Raw genomic sequence first — 17,425 nt, 5'->3', positions numbered from 1 at the left:
GCAGCCAAAGCCTGTAATAACAGCTACCCATACCGGTTGGCTATTGGGAGTCGTATTGCCGAAAGTGGCAGGGCTTGCTATTGGATTATTACCCGCCTGTGCATCGGTTGAACTAAGGTAGTATTCCGTAGTTAATGTTGTATCGCCTCCCGTTGCCTCAAGATCTTTGCTGGTTAGATCAAACACCTGCAGGCCATCAGTATCGTCATCACATAACTCATACGCTGTCATCACCGGGATAGCCGGGCGTGGATGTACGATCAGCTGGATCGGTACTACCGAACGGCAATTGGTCGTGGTGCCTGTTTGCACTACACTCGCATAGACTGTGCCCAGTATACTGTGGTAGTTCGTAGGGTCGGTAATAGGGTTTACACCAAACTCTGCGGCTGCCTGCGTGCTGTGATAAGTGATCGTAAGACCGCTCTGGCCGTTCAGGATCTCTACCCCTGCCGGGGTAAGGTCAAAATACGCATAGCCGTCAAAGTTGTCTGCACACTCCTCTAATGGGGTCGCTGGGGAAACTGTTGGGGCACTGTTTATCGTTACTACAAAGTCTGACTCATCTGAACATACCGTAGTAGTATCTCCAGTTACAGCATAGATGTATATGGTCTGGCTTGTCGTAATAAAATCACCTGCATTTAGTTGTGTACCTGTTCCACCAGCGCCTGTGTAGTAGTTACCTAATGTCAGCGGTGTTAGTTCGTAAGCATCACATGCCTGAAGGTCTGCTCTGTCTTCTACTACCGGAGTAGGGTAAATTGTTACGTAAAAACTTGTCTCATTAGTACAAGTATCAGGAGCTGTACCGCTCACTGCATAAACATAAACTGTCTGTGAAGTTGTTAATGGAATAACAGGATCAAGTTGTGTGCCTGTTCCACCAGGACCTGAATAATAATTACCCACTGTAGGCTGTGTAAGCGTATAAGATCCGCAAGCAAAAGCATCTGCATAAGTACCTACAATAGGCTGAGGATCTACAACTAATGATAGCGCTGCAACACCTTTAGGCGTAACACCAACTGCATCAGAATCGACAACTCTCATCCAAACTGTCTCAGTAGTACCTGAATAAGCTGTTGGATCAGCAATAGGATTATTACCTGAATCGGCGTCAGCCTGTGTATTATGGAAAGTATATACATACGTTGCAGGTACAGGATCTATAACTGTCATCTCATCCGTATATGAAGTAAGATCAAATACTTCTACTCCATCATAAGGAGCAGGTTCACAAACATGAACTGCATAAGGCACAGTTTCGATTTCACAATCATAAATTCTTAATGTAAATGGTCTAACCGTATAACAAGGGTAAGAGAAACCTACCGCCTTAGCATAGATTACTTCTCCATCATAACCAATATAACCTGTAGTAGGATTATATGAAATCATAGGATCACCATTTTCTATTTCTTCCATAGAATGGTAATACTCAATATCAAATTCAAAAGGATCAGCAAGAGGAGCCTTCATAACTGCATCATTATAATGAAGATCAAATGCATGCGTTCCAAGAGGATCACCACAAGTAACAAGATCTTCCGGATCAGCTACTTCAATATCAGGATAGAACTCTACAACAACATCATCTTCAAGGAAACATGAAGGATCTGAAGGGAAAGCTGCCCTAAGTGTATAAGTACCCGGTTCAGTAACCGTAATATTATCAGTAGAAATAGGAACACCTGCACCATCTGTAAGCTCTACACCGTCTTTTTCCCAACGCAGGATAAATGTAGTACTACCGGTAAACTGCGCCTGAAGAACATATTCTTCTCCCGGACATAATGCCGCTGAGTTACCAGGAACTTCTCCGATAGTAAAGTCACTTGGAAGTTTAGGCTGACCTATATTAAATGAACCTCCCGCAATAAACACGGCAGTATCAAACAACATATCATTGTAATCTCCAACAGCCAGTTTTATCCTGTATTCATCACCCGGAGTAACAGTAGCCGAAGCCGTCATTACCTTGGTTTGCCCTCTCATGTTTATTGCTGAAATAGCTGGATTGCCCTGATTGAACTGACCAAACCATTGTGCATTTACTGAGCCACAACCGGGATTATAGGCCTGATCCCTTATTGTAGAAACTGATATAGGCGTTGTAGTCCCCGGCACTACTGCCATGTTCAAATCAAAAGGCGCCCCCGGAATTATTGGGCTCGGATTATCAAGATTCTTTAAAAGGAATCCAAACACATCAAAGAAGCCACATTGATATTGTCCATATTCATTAGCCGCAAAAAGGAAATCAAAGCTCATTTCAGTAGCAAGAGGCACAAAATCAAATTGCAGATAAGTAACATCTCGTATAGGGCCCGTATTGCCAATTACATTGGTACTTAAAAATTGTAAATCAGAATCATTTAACCCCGAACCTGTAGAACTTGCATTCCAAGGGAAAGGCGTATCGTATTTACCTTCGCTATACTCTGCATTCCCAGCTCTTAAGATAACCCCGTCTTTGATAGGAAAATTAGAGTTGTTTTTATGAAAATAACCTAAACCGTATCCTGTAGCTCCGTTAGAATTTATATCACCGGCAGAGGACACTATGTCATTAATTTCTATACAACCTACATTGATAAGTACATCACGCACCAGTTCTTCTGACGTATAGGCAAACCTGTCTACGGTTACGTAGTCCGGCCTTGCTGTATCATAATCTGTACAACCCGGACATGCAGGAACAGGATCCGGAGTATCACTTGTTACTGTTACCGTGTTAACCAATGGACCGATTACTGTAGGGTGATTTTCTTTTACAAACATAGTAACAGTATACTCTACACTTTGCCCCGCAGGAAGCACAGGAATAACATTATGCAATGCTCCCGCTGCCCCGGTGCCGTTACCAGACCAGGTCATTAAATCTATATTATTAGGCTTATTGTCATGTACAACCACATTATAAGCATCACTTGGCCCAGGGTTGGTTACAACAATAGTATAAACTGTCTGTTGATTAGCCACATATTCTGTTTGTCCGTTCGTTTTCCACGTTACAAGGTTTGCTTGTGGATTTGGCGTAGCCGTATGAGTACAGTTAGGACACGCAGGATTTGGATCAGGGGTACCACTAGTTACCACTACCGTATTAGTGATACTTGCAGCAGTATTATAGTTGCTCGGTACCGGTATAGTAAGCGTATATGTAACCGTACTTCCTACAGGTAATGTAGCAATAACATCACTCAGGTTACCTGTACCAGAAGTTCCGTTGCTACCTGTCCATACCGATGCTGTAGCATTAAGCCCGGCAGGTATAGCATCATCTACTGTAATATTGTTCGCAACTGTAGGCCCCTGATTGTTTACCGTAATGGTATAGATAAGGTTAGCCCCTGCTGTATAAGTAGAGCCCTGATTAAGTGTTTTATTTACAACAATATCTGCCGAAAGCACATCACTGTCAATATCCGTAGCTGAATTATCAGCAGTTACAGGATCGGTGCTTGTTGTTGTTACCGAAGCCGTACTCGAAAGGTTACCTGTGTATCCGGCAGGAACACCTAATGTAATCGTATAAGTTACAGTCTGTCCGGCAGCAAGAGACGGTATAGTATTGTTTAAAGCAGTATTAGTCCCAGAAGAACCGTTAGAACCAGTCCATGAGAAAGCAGTAATACCAGCAGGAATCGGATTAGAAACAACTACGTTAGCTGCCGCATAAGGGCCGTTGTTTGTAACCGTTACCGTGTATACTGAGTTTGACCCTGCTGTGTAAATTTCCTGATTATCGGTATTGGTAACCACAAGATTTACAGTAGGTGTTGCACTTGTATCTACATCCAGACACTGAGTACAGGCAGGATTTGGATCATTATTACTTGTAACTTTTGTCTGGCTAACAAGATCTCCCTGGAAAGTATTTGGAATCTGAACATTAACTGTATAAGTCACTGTCGCACCAGCAGGCAATGAATTAATGGTATTATTCAAAGGCACATTAACCCCAACCGAACCATTAGTTCCTGTCCATGTCATATTTGTTATACCGGCAGGTATAGCATTAGAAACATTTACGTTAGTAGCTACACCGGGACCGTTGTTAGTTACTGTTACTGTATAAGTTGTTTGTGTACCCGGAGTATATGTCGTTTGCCCGTTGGTATTTACCACAACAATATCAGCAGCGGTAGCAGCATTAAGATCGGTATCTGTACACTGAGGACAGTTATTATCAGAATCCCTGTCACTTGTTACAACCGTTTGGCTTACAAGAGTAGCAGCATTATAACCTGCAGGCACATCAAAAGTTACTGTGTAGGTTACCACCTGACCTACAGCCATGGTACCTATAGTATTATTTAAAGCTCCTGCTGTAACAGGAACACCATTGCCCGACCATGAAAAATTAGTTACTCCTGCAGGCACAGCATTATTTACTACCACATTGGTAGCTGCCGCAGGACCATTATTTGTAACAGTTACCGTATAAGTAGCAGTACTTCCCGGAACATAAGTTGTCTGGTTATTTGTATTTACTACCACAACATCAGCATCCATAAGTGATGTATCGGTATCTGTACATTGCGAGCAACCCGGTACCGGATCGACGGTATTAGGACTCGTAACCGAAGCCTGCGTAGTAAGAGGCCCGGTATAAGAAGCAGGCACATCAACCGTAACCGTATAGGTTACAATCTGATTCACCGCCAAAGTTCCGAGAACATTACTTAAAGCCACATTGGTTCCTGAAGAACCGTTAGAGCCAGTCCATGAGAAATTAGTAATTCCTGCAGGTATAGGCATTGCTACACTTACAGGATCAGCTACTTCCGGACCGTGATTTACAACACTCACCGTATATACCACCTGAGTACCCGGAGTATAATTAACCTGATTATCAGTATTAATCACCTCTAAGTCTGCACTCTTTGTATATGAAACCTGAAGTTGAGGAATAGTTCCTGTATAATCATCAGGAACTTTTATACTCAGCGTATACGTAATGGTTTGCCCCACTCCAAGTGTAGGCGTTACATTATTTATAGGAGTATTTGTTCCTGAAGCGCCCGTACCGTTACCAAAGTACCATGTAAATTTTGGCACACCCGGAGGTATTGGCATTAAAAAAGTAGGAACTGCATAGGTTGCTCTAACATTGTTGGCAACCCCGGGACCGTTATTTGTTATCATAACTGTCCATGTCAGCGTTTCCCCGGCAACATAACTGTTATCAGGATTGGTACTGAAAACAGACAAAGTAGATTGCGCATAGGAAAAGATTGTTCCTAAAAACAATAAAAGGGTGAGTAATTGTTTTCTCATATAGTGAGTTTTAAATAATGCTCGTAACTGTTAAATTTTCTGTAGAAAATTGTTAATTTAAAAAGCCAAATATAAAAATTCAGTGATAGTTTGTTTGTTAAATTCAAAAAAATCACAAAAACCTTATTATTCTGTTGTTTTAATAACTGCCTTTCAGGCCGTAACACTCCGTTAAACAATTATAATCTGTTTTACCCTACCCTGTTTTTAAGTTTTTTTTACACTAATTTTGCATAAAATTTTTGACAACATGGAAAACATCACGATAAAGACCACCCAAAACCCTTCTATACTGAAATTTGAGTTCAGCGACTTTATTGCAAAAAGCAATAATTATGAATTTAAAAACATCGACGAGACTGCCAAGTCTCCCCTGGCTAAAAAAATGTTTTACCTTCCGTTTGTAAAGACAGTTTACATTTCGGGCAATTTTATTGCTATTGAAAAGTACTCAATCGTAGAATGGGAAGATGTTCAGGACGAAGTGGCCAAACAGATTGAAGAATTTGTAAACACCGGAGGACAGATTGTTATTGAAGAAGAAGCCAAAAAGAAACAGCCTTCTACTGTATATGTTGAAACGACTCCAAACCCCGCAGTACTTAAATTCGTATCAAACAAGCTGTTAACAAAAACTTCTGCTGAGTTCAAGAATATTGACGAAACTGCTGCATCACCGCTTGCTAAGGAATTATTCAAGTTCCCTTTTGTAAAAGAGGTATTCATTGATGAAAATTATATTTCTATCACTAAATATTCTGTAACCGAGTGGGAAGAGATAACCGGAGAGATAAGAAGCTTTATCAGAGAGTTCATTGAAAACGGCGGAACTGTTATTGACGAATCGCTGATACAAAAAACACCTCAGGCCGAAAAACAGCAGGAAGCTTATTTCGACTCGCTGGATGTTACTTCACAACGCATCATCAACATATTGGAAGAGTATGTTAAACCCGCAGTTCAGGCTGATGGCGGAAATATAGCTTTCGAATCGTATGATGAAAGTGATAAACGTGTTAAAGTACTATTACAGGGTGCTTGCAGTGGATGTCCTTCTTCTACTTTTACACTTAAAAGTGGTATAGAAAATATGTTGAAAGATATGCTTAACGATAACGAAATTAAGGTTGAAGCCATAAACGCTTAACATAAAGCCCCCGCCAATGGCGGGGGCTTCTTTTTTATTCTGCTTTTTTAGGCTCTTCCTTTTTCTCCATTTCCGGCTCTACCCTCTCTTCTTTTTTGATTACGGTATTGGTTTTTTCATCATATTGAGCCTCTTCAATCGCCTGGCCGGTTTTACTGAATACTTTTATTTTAGGGTTCTCATGGGTCCCGGTTACCACCATAGGAACACCAATTAAACCTCCCGGAGGCAAACCAAGGCGAATCCTTAAGTCCAATAAACCATCAAAGCTTGTTGTTCCTTTAATAGTTGGCCTGAAACCTGCCACCTTAAGTGTAAAGGGCTCTACCTTTATAAGATTGTTCTTTATCTCCGATTTTACCTGAATATCCTTCACGTTAGGATTTTCCATTCCTTCAGAACCCGTTTTCTTACTTATGCTTCCAAACAGCTTCATTCCTGAAACCTGTACATCGCGAACAAAGATTGTACCTCCTCCTTTTAACGAAGGATAAATCGGACTCATATTACCATCAATATCACCTTTAAGTGTATAATTCAAAGACACTATACCTTTCATGTCTTCGGCTGCTGTAACCAATTCATGGAAAAGAGGTATCTCAGTATAAGCTCTTTTTATGTCAAAATCATTTGCCTGAAACTGAACATTAAAGTTAGCTGCCATTGGCGATTCATCGTCATAACCTCCGTCAATACGCACTTTACAGTCAATAATATCAAAAGTTGTATTTTGCAGATATACCTTTCCGGAAGCGATTCCCACTTTCCCTTTAAGGTTATTTAGCGTCAAGCCTGTATATGCAACTTTTTTAGCATCCGCCACAAGAGAGACATCGAGATTAGTAGGCAATACCACTACACCACTCATTTTAGGGTTAGCTTCGTTTTTGGCTTCAATCTCAGGTTTAACATCTTTATTATCCCCCTCTTTCAAAGCCATAAACTCATTCACATCAATAAGTTTGGATTTTACATTAAAGTTTCCTTTCAGTGTCCCTTTAGATTCCAGAAAATAATTGATCGTATTAAGCAGATAACCATTCATTGCAAAATCCGACTTGCCGTAATTTGCAGTAAACTTATCAAACCACATTTTCTCATTCTTAAAGGTAAAATATCCTTCATTTACATAAAACGACTTAGGAAAATATTCTGTGGTTGCTTTAATATCTTTTATAACCAGTGTACCCTTATTATTCAGCTTGCTGTACTGACCTGTAGTCGCATAACTTTGCCTGCCCTGAAGCCTTAAGTCAGCCTTGGCATAACCCGTAACATCAATTCCTTTCTGCGAGAATACTTTATAAATCCTTCCAATGTTCAATTCACCTTTTGCAGTTATATCATAAAGCACATCATCAAAATTCGAAACAATAGCTTTAAGATATACCGGATTACCCTCAAAAACAAAGGACGCAGGAGTAATGGCTATTTTTACATCATCAAAAGTACCTTTATCATTTTGTATATTAGACACAAATTGAATATCGGTAATAGGATTAGGATAATAAGGCATCTTCAGGTAACCGCCTTGAAGGTTTACCCCACCCTTTGCTTTCGGGAATAGTCTTTTCTCTGCACTATAAATTCCATCTGCGACAACATCAGCTTTCAGCAATCCTTTTAACTGCATGTTTGAAATTCCAAGTGCACGATCAAGACTAGCCAGATTCAGAGTTCCTTTCATATTCGCCTTTACGGCCATTTCCTTCATCCCTTTGGTTTCCAGAAAAGCATGAAAGTGATCTTTGCCTAAATTAAAATCAAGCTTACTGAGGTTAATATTGAGCTTTTCCATATCCAGCGAAGGCAACTGAACATTCAGGTTCATTTCATACTCAGAGACCGCCATGGGTGCTTTTTTATAATCAATAAAACCATCACGTACACGTATCCCAAAAGCAAGATCCGGTTTTTCTCCGGTTACCGCATTATATCTCCCTTTAAAAGAAAACAAAACATCGCTTCTCCCTTTTATCCTGGTATCTTCAAGCCATGCCATATATTGTGGTGGCACCACACTGAAAAGATCTTTGAGTTTATTGTTTTCAGAAATAGCATTTATGTCTATATTATATCCTTCCTTAAGAATCGTAAACAGACCGGTAAATTCAATAGGAAGCCTGTTGATGCGTAGCTGGTTCTTTTCAAGTATAAAAGATAACGCATTGGTATTAATACGCGTTACCAAATCCGCATGCACTTCTTTACGTTCTATATAGGCAACATTATTATAAATAAAGTCGATAGCATCAATATTAGCATCCGTTTGCAAATCAAACACCTCTTCACTAAGGTTACCTCTTCCCACATAATTAAAGCCGTCGGCCTTAACCAGTATTTTAGCAGAACGATCGTCATAACGAATTTTACAATTTTCAAAATCTACCCTGTCAAGTCGTATTGCCGGCCCGGTTCCCGTAGTATCAACAGGCTGATCTTTAGGCGCAACATAAACATTATAATTAGCCTGTCCCTGTTCATTTACCATTACGTTAACCAATGCATCGGAAACATAGATCTCATCAATCTTAATTTCGTTGTTAAAAATGAGCCTCTTAAGGTTAATACCAAAAGCTACCTGCTTCGCGCTTAATAACGTGTCTTTCTTAAAAGGCGTCGATCCTTTAAGCGAAAAATCGTCAAGTGAGACTGTCAGCGAAGGAAAATGTGTAAAAAAAGACAGCTTAGATTCGCCAAAATCAAGCTCGGCATCCAGGCTTTTGTTAGCAAAAGTTTTTACCTGTTGGGCAACAGTACCCGGAAAAAGCAATGGTATTAAATACATTAGCAATAAAACAGACGCGATAACTATACCGGTCCATTTTAAAACTTTAAGGGCAATCTTTTTTACGGGGGCTTCCATAAATACACATTTTAAAACATGATTAAAGATAGCTTTTTCCTGTTAAATCAAAACGGTATTTAACTATAACTTAATATCCTTTGTTTATTTGACGGATTACAATAACTTTACTTTTTTAGACCAAACTATATTATGTCATTAAAATCTATACTTACATTAACAATAAGCTGCACTCTTTTTATGTCGTGTAAACAAAACAATACAAAAGGCTCTCTTGGAGAAGACAATCCCCTGTTAGCCTCTTATGACAACAAATACCAACTCCCTCCTTTTGAACTAATAAAAAACGAGCATTATAAGCCCGCTATACTTGAAGCCATTAAGATCAATCAGAAAGAAATTGATCTTATAACCGGTAATAAAAACAATCCCTCTTTTGAGAATACCATAGTAGCCCTGGAAAATTCCGGCAGTCTGCTAAACAGGATTACTACCACCATGAGTAACCTGAATACAGCAAACACTAATGACACGCTACAGGCCCTGGCACAGGAAATGGCTCCTGAATTATCTAAAAACCAAGACAATATTTTTCTTAACGAAAAACTTTTTTCACGTGTTAAAAAGGTTTGGGACAATCAGATTGATTACAATCTTAACCCCGAACAGGCAAAACTCCTGGAAAAAAAATATAAGGCCTTCGTACGCAATGGAGCTAATCTTGATGCCCAGCAAAAAGAACGTCTTCGCAAAATCAATGAGCAACTATCGGTTTTATCGTTAAAGTTTGGCGAAAATGTATTGGCTGAGACCAATGGCTACCAACTTATAATAGACAAAAAAGAAGATCTTGCCGGACTACCTGAAGAAGTGATTCAGGCCGCAGCCGATGAGGCAAAAGAAAACAATAAAGAAGGAAAATGGATATTTACCCTGCAAAATGCAAGCGTAATGCCATTCCTGCAATATGCCGATAATCGCGAGCTTCGTAAACAATTATGGACTGCCTACCAAAAAAGGGGTAATAATGGTAACGAGTACGACAACAGGCCTAATTTGGTTGAAATGACCAATCTTAGATCTGAAAAAGCATTGCTCTTAGGCTATAAGAGCCATGCCGATTATATACTTGAGGAGCGCATGGCCAAAACATCTGAGGCTGTTTATGATCTGCTTGACAAACTATGGACACCGGCTCTTGAAAAAGCAAAAGCTGAAGAAGCCGATATTAAAAAACTAATAGAGGCTGACGGCATCAAAGATAATGTTCAGCCATACGACTGGAGATATTATACCGAAAAAATCCGTAAGCAACGTTACGATCTTGATGAGCAGGAAGTGAAACCTTACTTCAGCCTTGAAAATGTACGCAACGGCATCTTTACCGTAACTAAAAACCTTTACGGACTTCAGTATCATGAACTAAAAGACGCTCCAAAATACCACCCTGACGTTACAGTTTGGGAAGTAACCGATAAAGATAACAAGCACGTTGGAATACTTTACATGGATTTTTTCCCGAGAGCTTCAAAAAAAGGTGGCGCCTGGATGACCTCGTACCAAAAACAAAAAACAGTCGAAGGCAAACGCCTGGCTCCTGTTATTTCTATCGTTTGTAACTTCTCTAAACCAACGGCAGGCAATCCGTCATTATTAACTTTTGACGAAACAACTACCTTCTTCCATGAATTTGGCCATGCCCTGCACGGACTATTGAGCAATGTTACTTACGAAAGCCTTGCAGGCACCAGCGTGCCAACCGATTTTGTAGAACTGCCTTCGCAAATAATGGAAAACTGGGCCGCTGAACCTGAAGTTCTGAAACTATATGCAAAACATTATAAGACCGGAGAAGTAATACCGGATGCCCTAATAAAAAAACTACAGGAATCAGCTACATTTGACCAGGGATTTGCAACAGTAGAATACCTTGCAGCCGCTTACCTTGATTTAGATTATCATACACGCAATACTCCGCTTACGCAAAATGTAGTACCGTTCGAGGAAGCCGCCATGAAAAAGCTGGGTCTTATTGATGCTATCATCCCACGCTACAGAAGCACCTATTACAGTCACATCTTTGCGGGAGGTTATTCGGCAGGTTATTACAGTTACATTTGGTCGGGCGTATTAGACACTGATGCTTTTGAAGCCTTTAAAACAACATCATTATTTGACGCTAAGACAGCTAAATCATTCCGCACTAATATCCTTGAAAAAGGAGGCACACTTGACGCCATGCAGATGTACAAAAATTTCCGTGGTGCTGAACCATCTATTGAGCCGTTGCTAAGGAAAAGGGGATTGGAGAAAAAAGTTGCAAAGTAGCAGAGTCACAAAGCAACCAAGCTTTGACATCTCATATAAAAAAGAAGCCCCACCATTTATCTGGTGGGGCTTTTAGATTTTTTGCAACTTTGTTGCTTTGAAACTTTGTCGCTGTGCGACTCAGTTAACTATGATACACACGTGAAAAAACAATCTTTCCTTCTTTCACCTCTAAAACTTCGGCAACAAGCATATCTTCTTCACCCTGCACTTTACGTACATACTCCATAAACACACGATCTTCATTAGCAGTAAGGGTTGTAACCCTATAGTAAAGTGTTGGCAGCCTGTCAAAAGCATCCTCCCACCATTCGTGCAAAGCTGCACGCCCTTTTACAAGTCCGTTGGTTTCGGGTTTGCGTATCTTAAGCTTGGGACTAAAATGCTCAGCATCATCAGCATACAAATCAAGCAGCTTATCTAATTTTTTGGCATTAAATGCCTCAAACCATTTTATAGCAATGTATTCTATATCTCTTGGCTGCACCTTATATATTTTTCAGGTTGATGATTTCCTGCTCGGTAAGGAAACGGTAGTTTCCACGAGGAAGATTCTTTTTGGTTAACCCGGCAAAAGCCACGCGGTCTACCTTAAGTACATCATACTTAAAGCTTTCAAATATAGCACGAACCACTTTTACGTTTGGCGTTCTTAATTTAAGGCCAATTTCGGTTTTAGGTTCTCCCTCAATATAACTTATCTCATCAATAAACAAACGATGACCATCAAGCATTACACCTCCGGCCATTTTTTCAAGGTCTTCAAATTTAAGATTCTTGTCCAGTGATACCTGGTAAATTTTGAATGACTTTTGGTTTGGCTGAGCATACTTTCTTATAATCTCGGTATCATTCGTAAAAATAAGAAGACCTGTAGTATTCTTATCCATGCGACCTACTGGCTGAAGCTTAACGTTAGTAGCGCCACGAACAAGGTCAAGCACATTACGCATACTGCCATCTCCTTCTCCCGAAGTGGTAAAGTTCTTAGGCTTATTTAAAAGTAAATATTCTTTTCTTTCAGGTGTAATAGTAACCCCGTCAAAATTTACTACGTCAGAAATTTTAACGACATAACCCATCTCAGTAATAACCTGTCCGTTTACTTTTACGTTACCCGACTGGATATAGATATCAGCATCACGACGTGAACAAGCCCCTGAATTAGCTATATACTTATTAAGACGCATTTCGTCTTTAGCAATCTGGCGTTTAACTGAAGGTTTCTTTTCTGTAACAGGTTTATCAGCTACCGGCTTAATTTTAGGGTAGCCACCCTTTTTAGCAAAAGTTGCCGGCCCTTTTTTAGGTGCTGCCGGTTTTTTAGTTTTTTTTGCTGCCGGACTTGCTTTTGGAGTTTCATCCTCAAAAGCAGGCTTATCAAAAGATTTAGGTTTAGAAACCGGTTTCCTCGCTTTGTTCATGGGTTTGGAAGGACCGCTTTTCTTTCTGTCATTGCCGCCTCTCCTGCTATTGCCGTTGTTCATCTTGTCAAATATTTTTGCAAAGATAGCTTAAATACACGATAAAAGTTTCCTGCCATTCACTAAAACTGAAGGATCTATCAGTACAATAGAAAAGATACCAGCAACAATAAGGACCTTTAATATATTATGAAGCAGTAAATAATCCTTTTGCGAATCAGCTTTCCATAACTGAAAAAGGAACCAGATGATCACAATCATACCCCCATAAAAGTACATATCCATATATCCCACATCATATACATCGATAAGCAGGTACACGGGGATAATAGTAAGAATAGTAAGCGCCATGATTACAACCTTAGATACCTTTTCGCCAAACATTACCGGTATAGTACGGTAATCGGCAACAAGATCCCCTTTCATGTTCTCAAGGTCTTTTATAAGTTCACGGGTAAGTATGAGCAGATATAAAAATGTAGCATGCGCAAATATTACCTGATAGAAGTTCTTGAAATACATAAGTATCCCAAAGAAAGGCAATACCGCCAGAAATGCCGCTGTTAGGTTACCTATAAGCGGATATTTCTTAAGCTTATGCGAATAGAACCATATCAGGAAAATAAAACCTGAATAAAAGAACACTGCACGCCATGAAACCCAAAAAGCGAGCAGAACCACAATCAGGTTCATTGAAAAATACACATGCAGTTTTGTCTGCTGGCTAACCAGCCTGTCGAGCATGGATTTCTTAGGACGATTGATAAGGTCCTTTTGCGCGTCGTAAAAATTATTGATTATATAGCCCGAAGCAATCGTAAGTGACGATGCCAGTACTATCAGGAAAAGGTTAAGATCTAGGATAACATCGAGTGCTCTTTTCTCAGGAGCCAATATAAATATTGCAGACAGGTATTGCGCGAGGGCGATTACAGGAATATTGTAACCGCGCACCACAGAGAACAGGCTGAGAATCTTCATCAGAACCAATCGTGTTTCCCTCGATGCTGCCATACTTTATGCCTTTTTATCTTTTAACTTACCTCCCATCAATATTATTGTGAAAGTAATAAAGATAAATATGATACAACTTATAAGCGTTTTTAATATCTCCGGACCGCTAAGGGTCGCCTTAAGAGCCGGCATAAAATCCTGCGATTTGGCAATAGCCAAAAATACCGCCGAAGGCAACAGCAGCAACATAAAGGACAAAGTGATACGTGAACCTTTTTTCATATATAACCTTTTGATCCAGAAAAGCTGAGTGATAACCAGCGTCATGATTGGCGAAAAAAGGATGTACATAGCAAAACCGCCAAAATCAACTTTTACATTACCCGCCATAGTATTATCATGCATCAGCAGCGGATAAACCGCAACAGCTGCCAGTATGAAATAAATTATCCCTGAAATCCTCACCGTCTGAACAGCAGTAAGAATAAGGAGGTCTTTTACCTGTAAAGTTTTAAGATCGGAGATTCTTAACAGGGTAAGAATAGGTATAATAAAACCGAAGCCCACAAAAATGGACTTCAGGAGTATATTTAAAATATCGGTTATGCTTTGCATAATGTTTAGAATTGGTAAACCACTTCAAGTTTGTGGCCTTCAAGCGATTGTTTTGCTTTTTCTATATCTTCGGTAAAACCAAGGATATAGCCACCACCACCCGATCCGCAAAGTTTCAGGTAGTAGTCATTGGTATCAATACCTTTTTGCCATAATTCGTGAAAACCTTCCGGAATCATTGGCTTAAAGTTATTGAATACCACTTTAGAAAGCTCTTTGGTGTTATTGATAAGCGATTTCGCATCCCCCTTAAGGAAGTTATCAATACAGGCATCGGTATATTTAAGGAATTCTGTTTTGATCATATTACGGAAACCTTTATCTTTAAGGCTTTCCATAAATATCTGTACCATTGGTGCCGTTTCTTTTACAATCCCTGAGTCAAGCAAAAATACTGCGCCTTTTCCTTCAAGGTTTTGCATTGGTATACCAGTAGCCTCAACATTATCGTGCGAATTGATAAGGATAGGAATACTCAGGTAACTGTTAAGCGGGTCAAGACCTGAACTTGTTCCGTGAAAATACGATTCCATTTTACTGAAGATCGTTTTAAGCTGTAGTAGCTTCTCACGGGTAAGATTCTCAAGGACAGTTATCTTATTATTAGCATATTGATCATAAACCGCTGCTACAAGCGCACCGCTACTTCCTATACCATAACCTTGCGGAATACTTGAATCAAAGTACATTCCTGCATCAACATTACGCTTAAGGGTATCAAGATCAAAAGTAACCAAATCGGGTTGCTCTGTCTGAAGCTGTTCAAGATAAGCCACAAAACCTTTAAGGCTCTGGTTTGACTTTTTAGCAAGTTCGGTATTGGTGTCGTCTACTCTAAGACCTCCATTATAAAAATTATATGGAATTGCCAACCCTTTAGAGCCCTTGTTAATGCCATGCTCTCCAAAGAGTAAAATTTTTGAGTAAAATAACGGTCCTTTCATGGATGATATTTTTATTAAAGGTACGGATTAAAACGTTAAATGTTAAAAAAAATTATCCTAATTAATCTTAACGGCTCCCGTTCCAATTTCGTCGCAAATGTACTGACTGTTTTGGCAATAGCCAACTAATTCGTTCTTAATAAAATCTAAAACTTCACCACGAACGTTTTCGGGGTAAAGCACGTGCACGTTAGCACCTGCATCGAGTGTAAAACATACAGGCACAGTAGTCTTAGCCCTATACTCCCAAATCTTATTGATAATCTCCAGTGTGTTGGGTTTCATCAATATAAAATACGGCATCGATGTCATCATCATGGCATGAAGTGTAAGTGCCTCGCTTTCGGTAATTTTTATAAAAGCATCCAGGTCGCCGGTAGCCAGAGCCGACTTCATTTTCGACAGGTTTTCATGTGCTTGTGCAAAACGTTGCTCTGCAAACGGATGCCCGTGCATAAGGTCGTGCCCTACTGTGCTGCTCACCTGTTTTTCGCCTTTATCAACTAAAAGTATCGTATCCTGAAAATTGGCAAAAGCCAGATTCACATCCTGATACTCTACTCCAAAAAGGTTTGAGCTATCATCCGTTTCAACATGTTCGCCCCATATCACCACTTTACCTTTTACGCTTCGGCAGGCACTGCCCGACCCCAAACGTGCCAGAAAAGAAGCCTTTTGATTAAAGTAATCCTCTGTCATTTCAGGATTAAGTTCCTTTTCAAGGCTCATCAGGTTAACCGCCAATGCTGCCATACCCGATGCCGATGAAGCAATTCCTGAACTGTGCGGAAAAGTATTTTGGGTATCGATCGTAAAATGATAATCTTTCAGGAACGGAAGGTATTCTTCTACCCTTTCAAAGAATTTTTCAATCTTCGGGCGGAAGCTTTCCTTTGGCTGACCTTCAAAAAGCAAATCGAAAGAAAAACTACCATCATTGGTTTTCTTTTTAAAACCAAGTTTAGTTATCGTTTTGCAATTATTCAGCGTAAGGCTGATTGAAGGATTAGCGGGAAGCTGCTTCCCTAATTTGCCCCAGTATTTCACAAGGGCTATATTGCTTGGCGCACTCCACTCAAAGCTGCCTTTTTCTATTGTATTGGTATAAGGAGAAGGGATAAAATCCTTTTCGGACATGGTGATGTATTTTGATGCAAAGATAATTGTTTTGCCAAAGCAACAATTAGGATTTTTTTAGCCACTAATTTCACTAATTCATGCTAATTTTAAATTTAAGAAATCACACCTACAGAATAATTAACCGAATTCGCATAATTGGTGACTAAATACTAAATTTACCCCATGGAACAAAAACCCTTATCCCGTACCTTCAAGATAATCGTAATGATTGTTACCTGTGTCGTAATCGGTGCTATTGCAGGATTGCTAACACAAAAAGGCGTAGACACCTGGTATACTACCGTTCAAAAACCATCGTTCAACCCGCCTAATTGGGTATTTGCGCCTGTATGGTCAACATTATATGTGATGATGGGTATTGCTGCCGGACTCGTTTGGCATGAAATGGATCGTCAGAGAGAAACAGTACGCAAAGGACTTACCTTTTTCGCTATTCAGTTAGCACTAAATGCTCTTTGGTCGTTTATATTTTTCGGGCTCCATAATCCTTTTTTAGCCCTTTTAGAAATCATACTGCTTTGGCTGATGATATACGAAACCTTTGTACAATTCAACAAAGTGAACAAAATTGCGCGTATGCTTCTTATTCCTTATTTATTATGGGTAACATTTGCCACGCTTCTTAATGCAGCTATATGGTGGCTAAATCGCTAGTGCGTTGACCTGTCTGCCGACAGGCAGGTTTGATTATTTCTTGATCGGTTATTCGATAATAAGAAAATCCACTTTGTTATAAAATAATTTGGTGACCCGTTGCATTGATTAAATAATCAAATTACCG

11 protein-coding genes are annotated in these 17,425 nt (G+C 39.8%); 3 read left to right on the top strand and 8 right to left on the bottom strand.

Annotated features, from left to right (window positions below):
- Nucleotides 1-5,286, bottom strand: a 5,286-nt coding sequence (locus DEU42_RS16555; RefSeq protein WP_147278147.1) for a choice-of-anchor L domain-containing protein, incomplete at its 3' end; no start/stop codon positions are given.
- Nucleotides 5,287-5,536: 250 nt separating this feature from the next.
- On the opposite strand from DEU42_RS16555, the gene DEU42_RS16550 reads away from it, so the two are divergent.
- Nucleotides 5,537-6,433 (top strand): NifU family protein, encoded by an 897-nt coding sequence (locus DEU42_RS16550; RefSeq protein ID WP_114759445.1) that lies wholly within the window; start codon nucleotides 5,537-5,539, stop codon nucleotides 6,431-6,433.
- A 34-nt stretch (nucleotides 6,434-6,467) separates the two neighbouring features.
- Here the strand turns inward: DEU42_RS16550 and DEU42_RS16545 are convergent, their stop codons facing one another.
- The gene (locus DEU42_RS16545) at nucleotides 6,468-9,299 is read right to left on the bottom strand and encodes an AsmA family protein (protein WP_114759444.1); all 2,832 of its coding nucleotides are present in this window, start codon (nucleotides 9,297-9,299) and stop codon (nucleotides 6,468-6,470) included.
- A gap of 180 nt (nucleotides 9,300-9,479) precedes the next feature.
- Here DEU42_RS16545 and DEU42_RS16540 point away from each other — a divergent pair, with 180 nt between their 5' ends.
- A complete protein-coding gene (locus DEU42_RS16540; RefSeq protein ID WP_233506721.1) occupies nucleotides 9,480-11,567 on the top strand; it encodes a M3 family metallopeptidase in 2,088 nt (695 codons plus the stop codon).
- A 124-nt stretch (nucleotides 11,568-11,691) separates the two neighbouring features.
- Here the strand turns inward: DEU42_RS16540 and DEU42_RS16535 are convergent, their stop codons facing one another.
- Genes DEU42_RS16535 through DEU42_RS16510 form a run of 6 tightly spaced genes read right to left on the bottom strand, consistent with a single transcriptional unit; the run spans nucleotide 11,692 to nucleotide 16,641 of the window.
- Complete coding sequence (locus tag DEU42_RS16535; protein WP_114759442.1) at nucleotides 11,692-12,054, bottom strand: nuclear transport factor 2 family protein; 363 nt, start codon at nucleotides 12,052-12,054, stop codon at nucleotides 11,692-11,694.
- Nucleotide 12,055: 1 nt separating this feature from the next.
- The gene (locus tag DEU42_RS16530) at nucleotides 12,056-13,054 is read right to left on the bottom strand and encodes a pseudouridine synthase (RefSeq protein WP_114759441.1); all 999 of its coding nucleotides are present in this window, start codon (nucleotides 13,052-13,054) and stop codon (nucleotides 12,056-12,058) included.
- A gap of 27 nt (nucleotides 13,055-13,081) precedes the next feature.
- Nucleotides 13,082-14,005 (bottom strand): geranylgeranylglycerol-phosphate geranylgeranyltransferase, encoded by a 924-nt coding sequence (locus DEU42_RS16525; RefSeq protein ID WP_114759440.1) that lies wholly within the window; start codon nucleotides 14,003-14,005, stop codon nucleotides 13,082-13,084.
- 3 nt (nucleotides 14,006-14,008) lie between these two features.
- Nucleotides 14,009-14,560, bottom strand: a complete 552-nt coding sequence (locus tag DEU42_RS16520) for a hypothetical protein (protein WP_114759439.1) — start codon at nucleotides 14,558-14,560, stop codon at nucleotides 14,009-14,011.
- A 5-nt stretch (nucleotides 14,561-14,565) separates the two neighbouring features.
- The gene (locus DEU42_RS16515; RefSeq protein WP_114759438.1) at nucleotides 14,566-15,504 is read right to left on the bottom strand and encodes a mevalonate kinase; all 939 of its coding nucleotides are present in this window, start codon (nucleotides 15,502-15,504) and stop codon (nucleotides 14,566-14,568) included.
- A gap of 57 nt (nucleotides 15,505-15,561) precedes the next feature.
- The gene (locus DEU42_RS16510) at nucleotides 15,562-16,641 is read right to left on the bottom strand and encodes a diphosphomevalonate/mevalonate 3,5-bisphosphate decarboxylase family protein (protein WP_114759437.1); all 1,080 of its coding nucleotides are present in this window, start codon (nucleotides 16,639-16,641) and stop codon (nucleotides 15,562-15,564) included.
- A 165-nt stretch (nucleotides 16,642-16,806) separates the two neighbouring features.
- On the opposite strand from DEU42_RS16510, the gene DEU42_RS16505 reads away from it, so the two are divergent.
- Complete coding sequence (locus DEU42_RS16505; protein WP_114759436.1) at nucleotides 16,807-17,298, top strand: TspO/MBR family protein; 492 nt, start codon at nucleotides 16,807-16,809, stop codon at nucleotides 17,296-17,298.
- Nucleotides 17,299-17,425 lie beyond the last annotated feature (127 nt).

The organism is Flavobacterium sp. AG291, assembly GCF_003350375.1.
In the GTDB taxonomy this organism is placed as follows: Bacteria; Bacteroidota; Bacteroidia; order Flavobacteriales; family Flavobacteriaceae; genus Flavobacterium; species Flavobacterium suzhouense.
Note: the sequence above shows the minus strand (reverse complement) of the source record. Positions and strands in the feature narration are given on the sequence as shown.

Coding starts and splice junctions, on each gene's coding strand:
- DEU42_RS16550 (WP_114759445.1), top strand. CDS start 5,537: ATGGAAAACATCACGATAAAGACCACCCAAAACCCTTCTATACTGAAA.
- DEU42_RS16545 (WP_114759444.1), bottom strand. CDS start 9,299: ATGGAAGCCCCCGTAAAAAAGATTGCCCTTAAAGTTTTAAAATGGACC.
- DEU42_RS16540 (WP_233506721.1), top strand. CDS start 9,480: ATGTCGTGTAAACAAAACAATACAAAAGGCTCTCTTGGAGAAGACAAT.
- DEU42_RS16530 (WP_114759441.1), bottom strand. CDS start 13,054: ATGAACAACGGCAATAGCAGGAGAGGCGGCAATGACAGAAAGAAAAGC.
- DEU42_RS16525 (WP_114759440.1), bottom strand. CDS start 14,005: ATGGCAGCATCGAGGGAAACACGATTGGTTCTGATGAAGATTCTCAGC.
- DEU42_RS16520 (WP_114759439.1), bottom strand. CDS start 14,560: ATGCAAAGCATAACCGATATTTTAAATATACTCCTGAAGTCCATTTTT.
- DEU42_RS16515 (WP_114759438.1), bottom strand. CDS start 15,504: ATGAAAGGACCGTTATTTTACTCAAAAATTTTACTCTTTGGAGAGCAT.
- DEU42_RS16510 (WP_114759437.1), bottom strand. CDS start 16,641: ATGTCCGAAAAGGATTTTATCCCTTCTCCTTATACCAATACAATAGAA.
- DEU42_RS16505 (WP_114759436.1), top strand. CDS start 16,807: ATGGAACAAAAACCCTTATCCCGTACCTTCAAGATAATCGTAATGATT.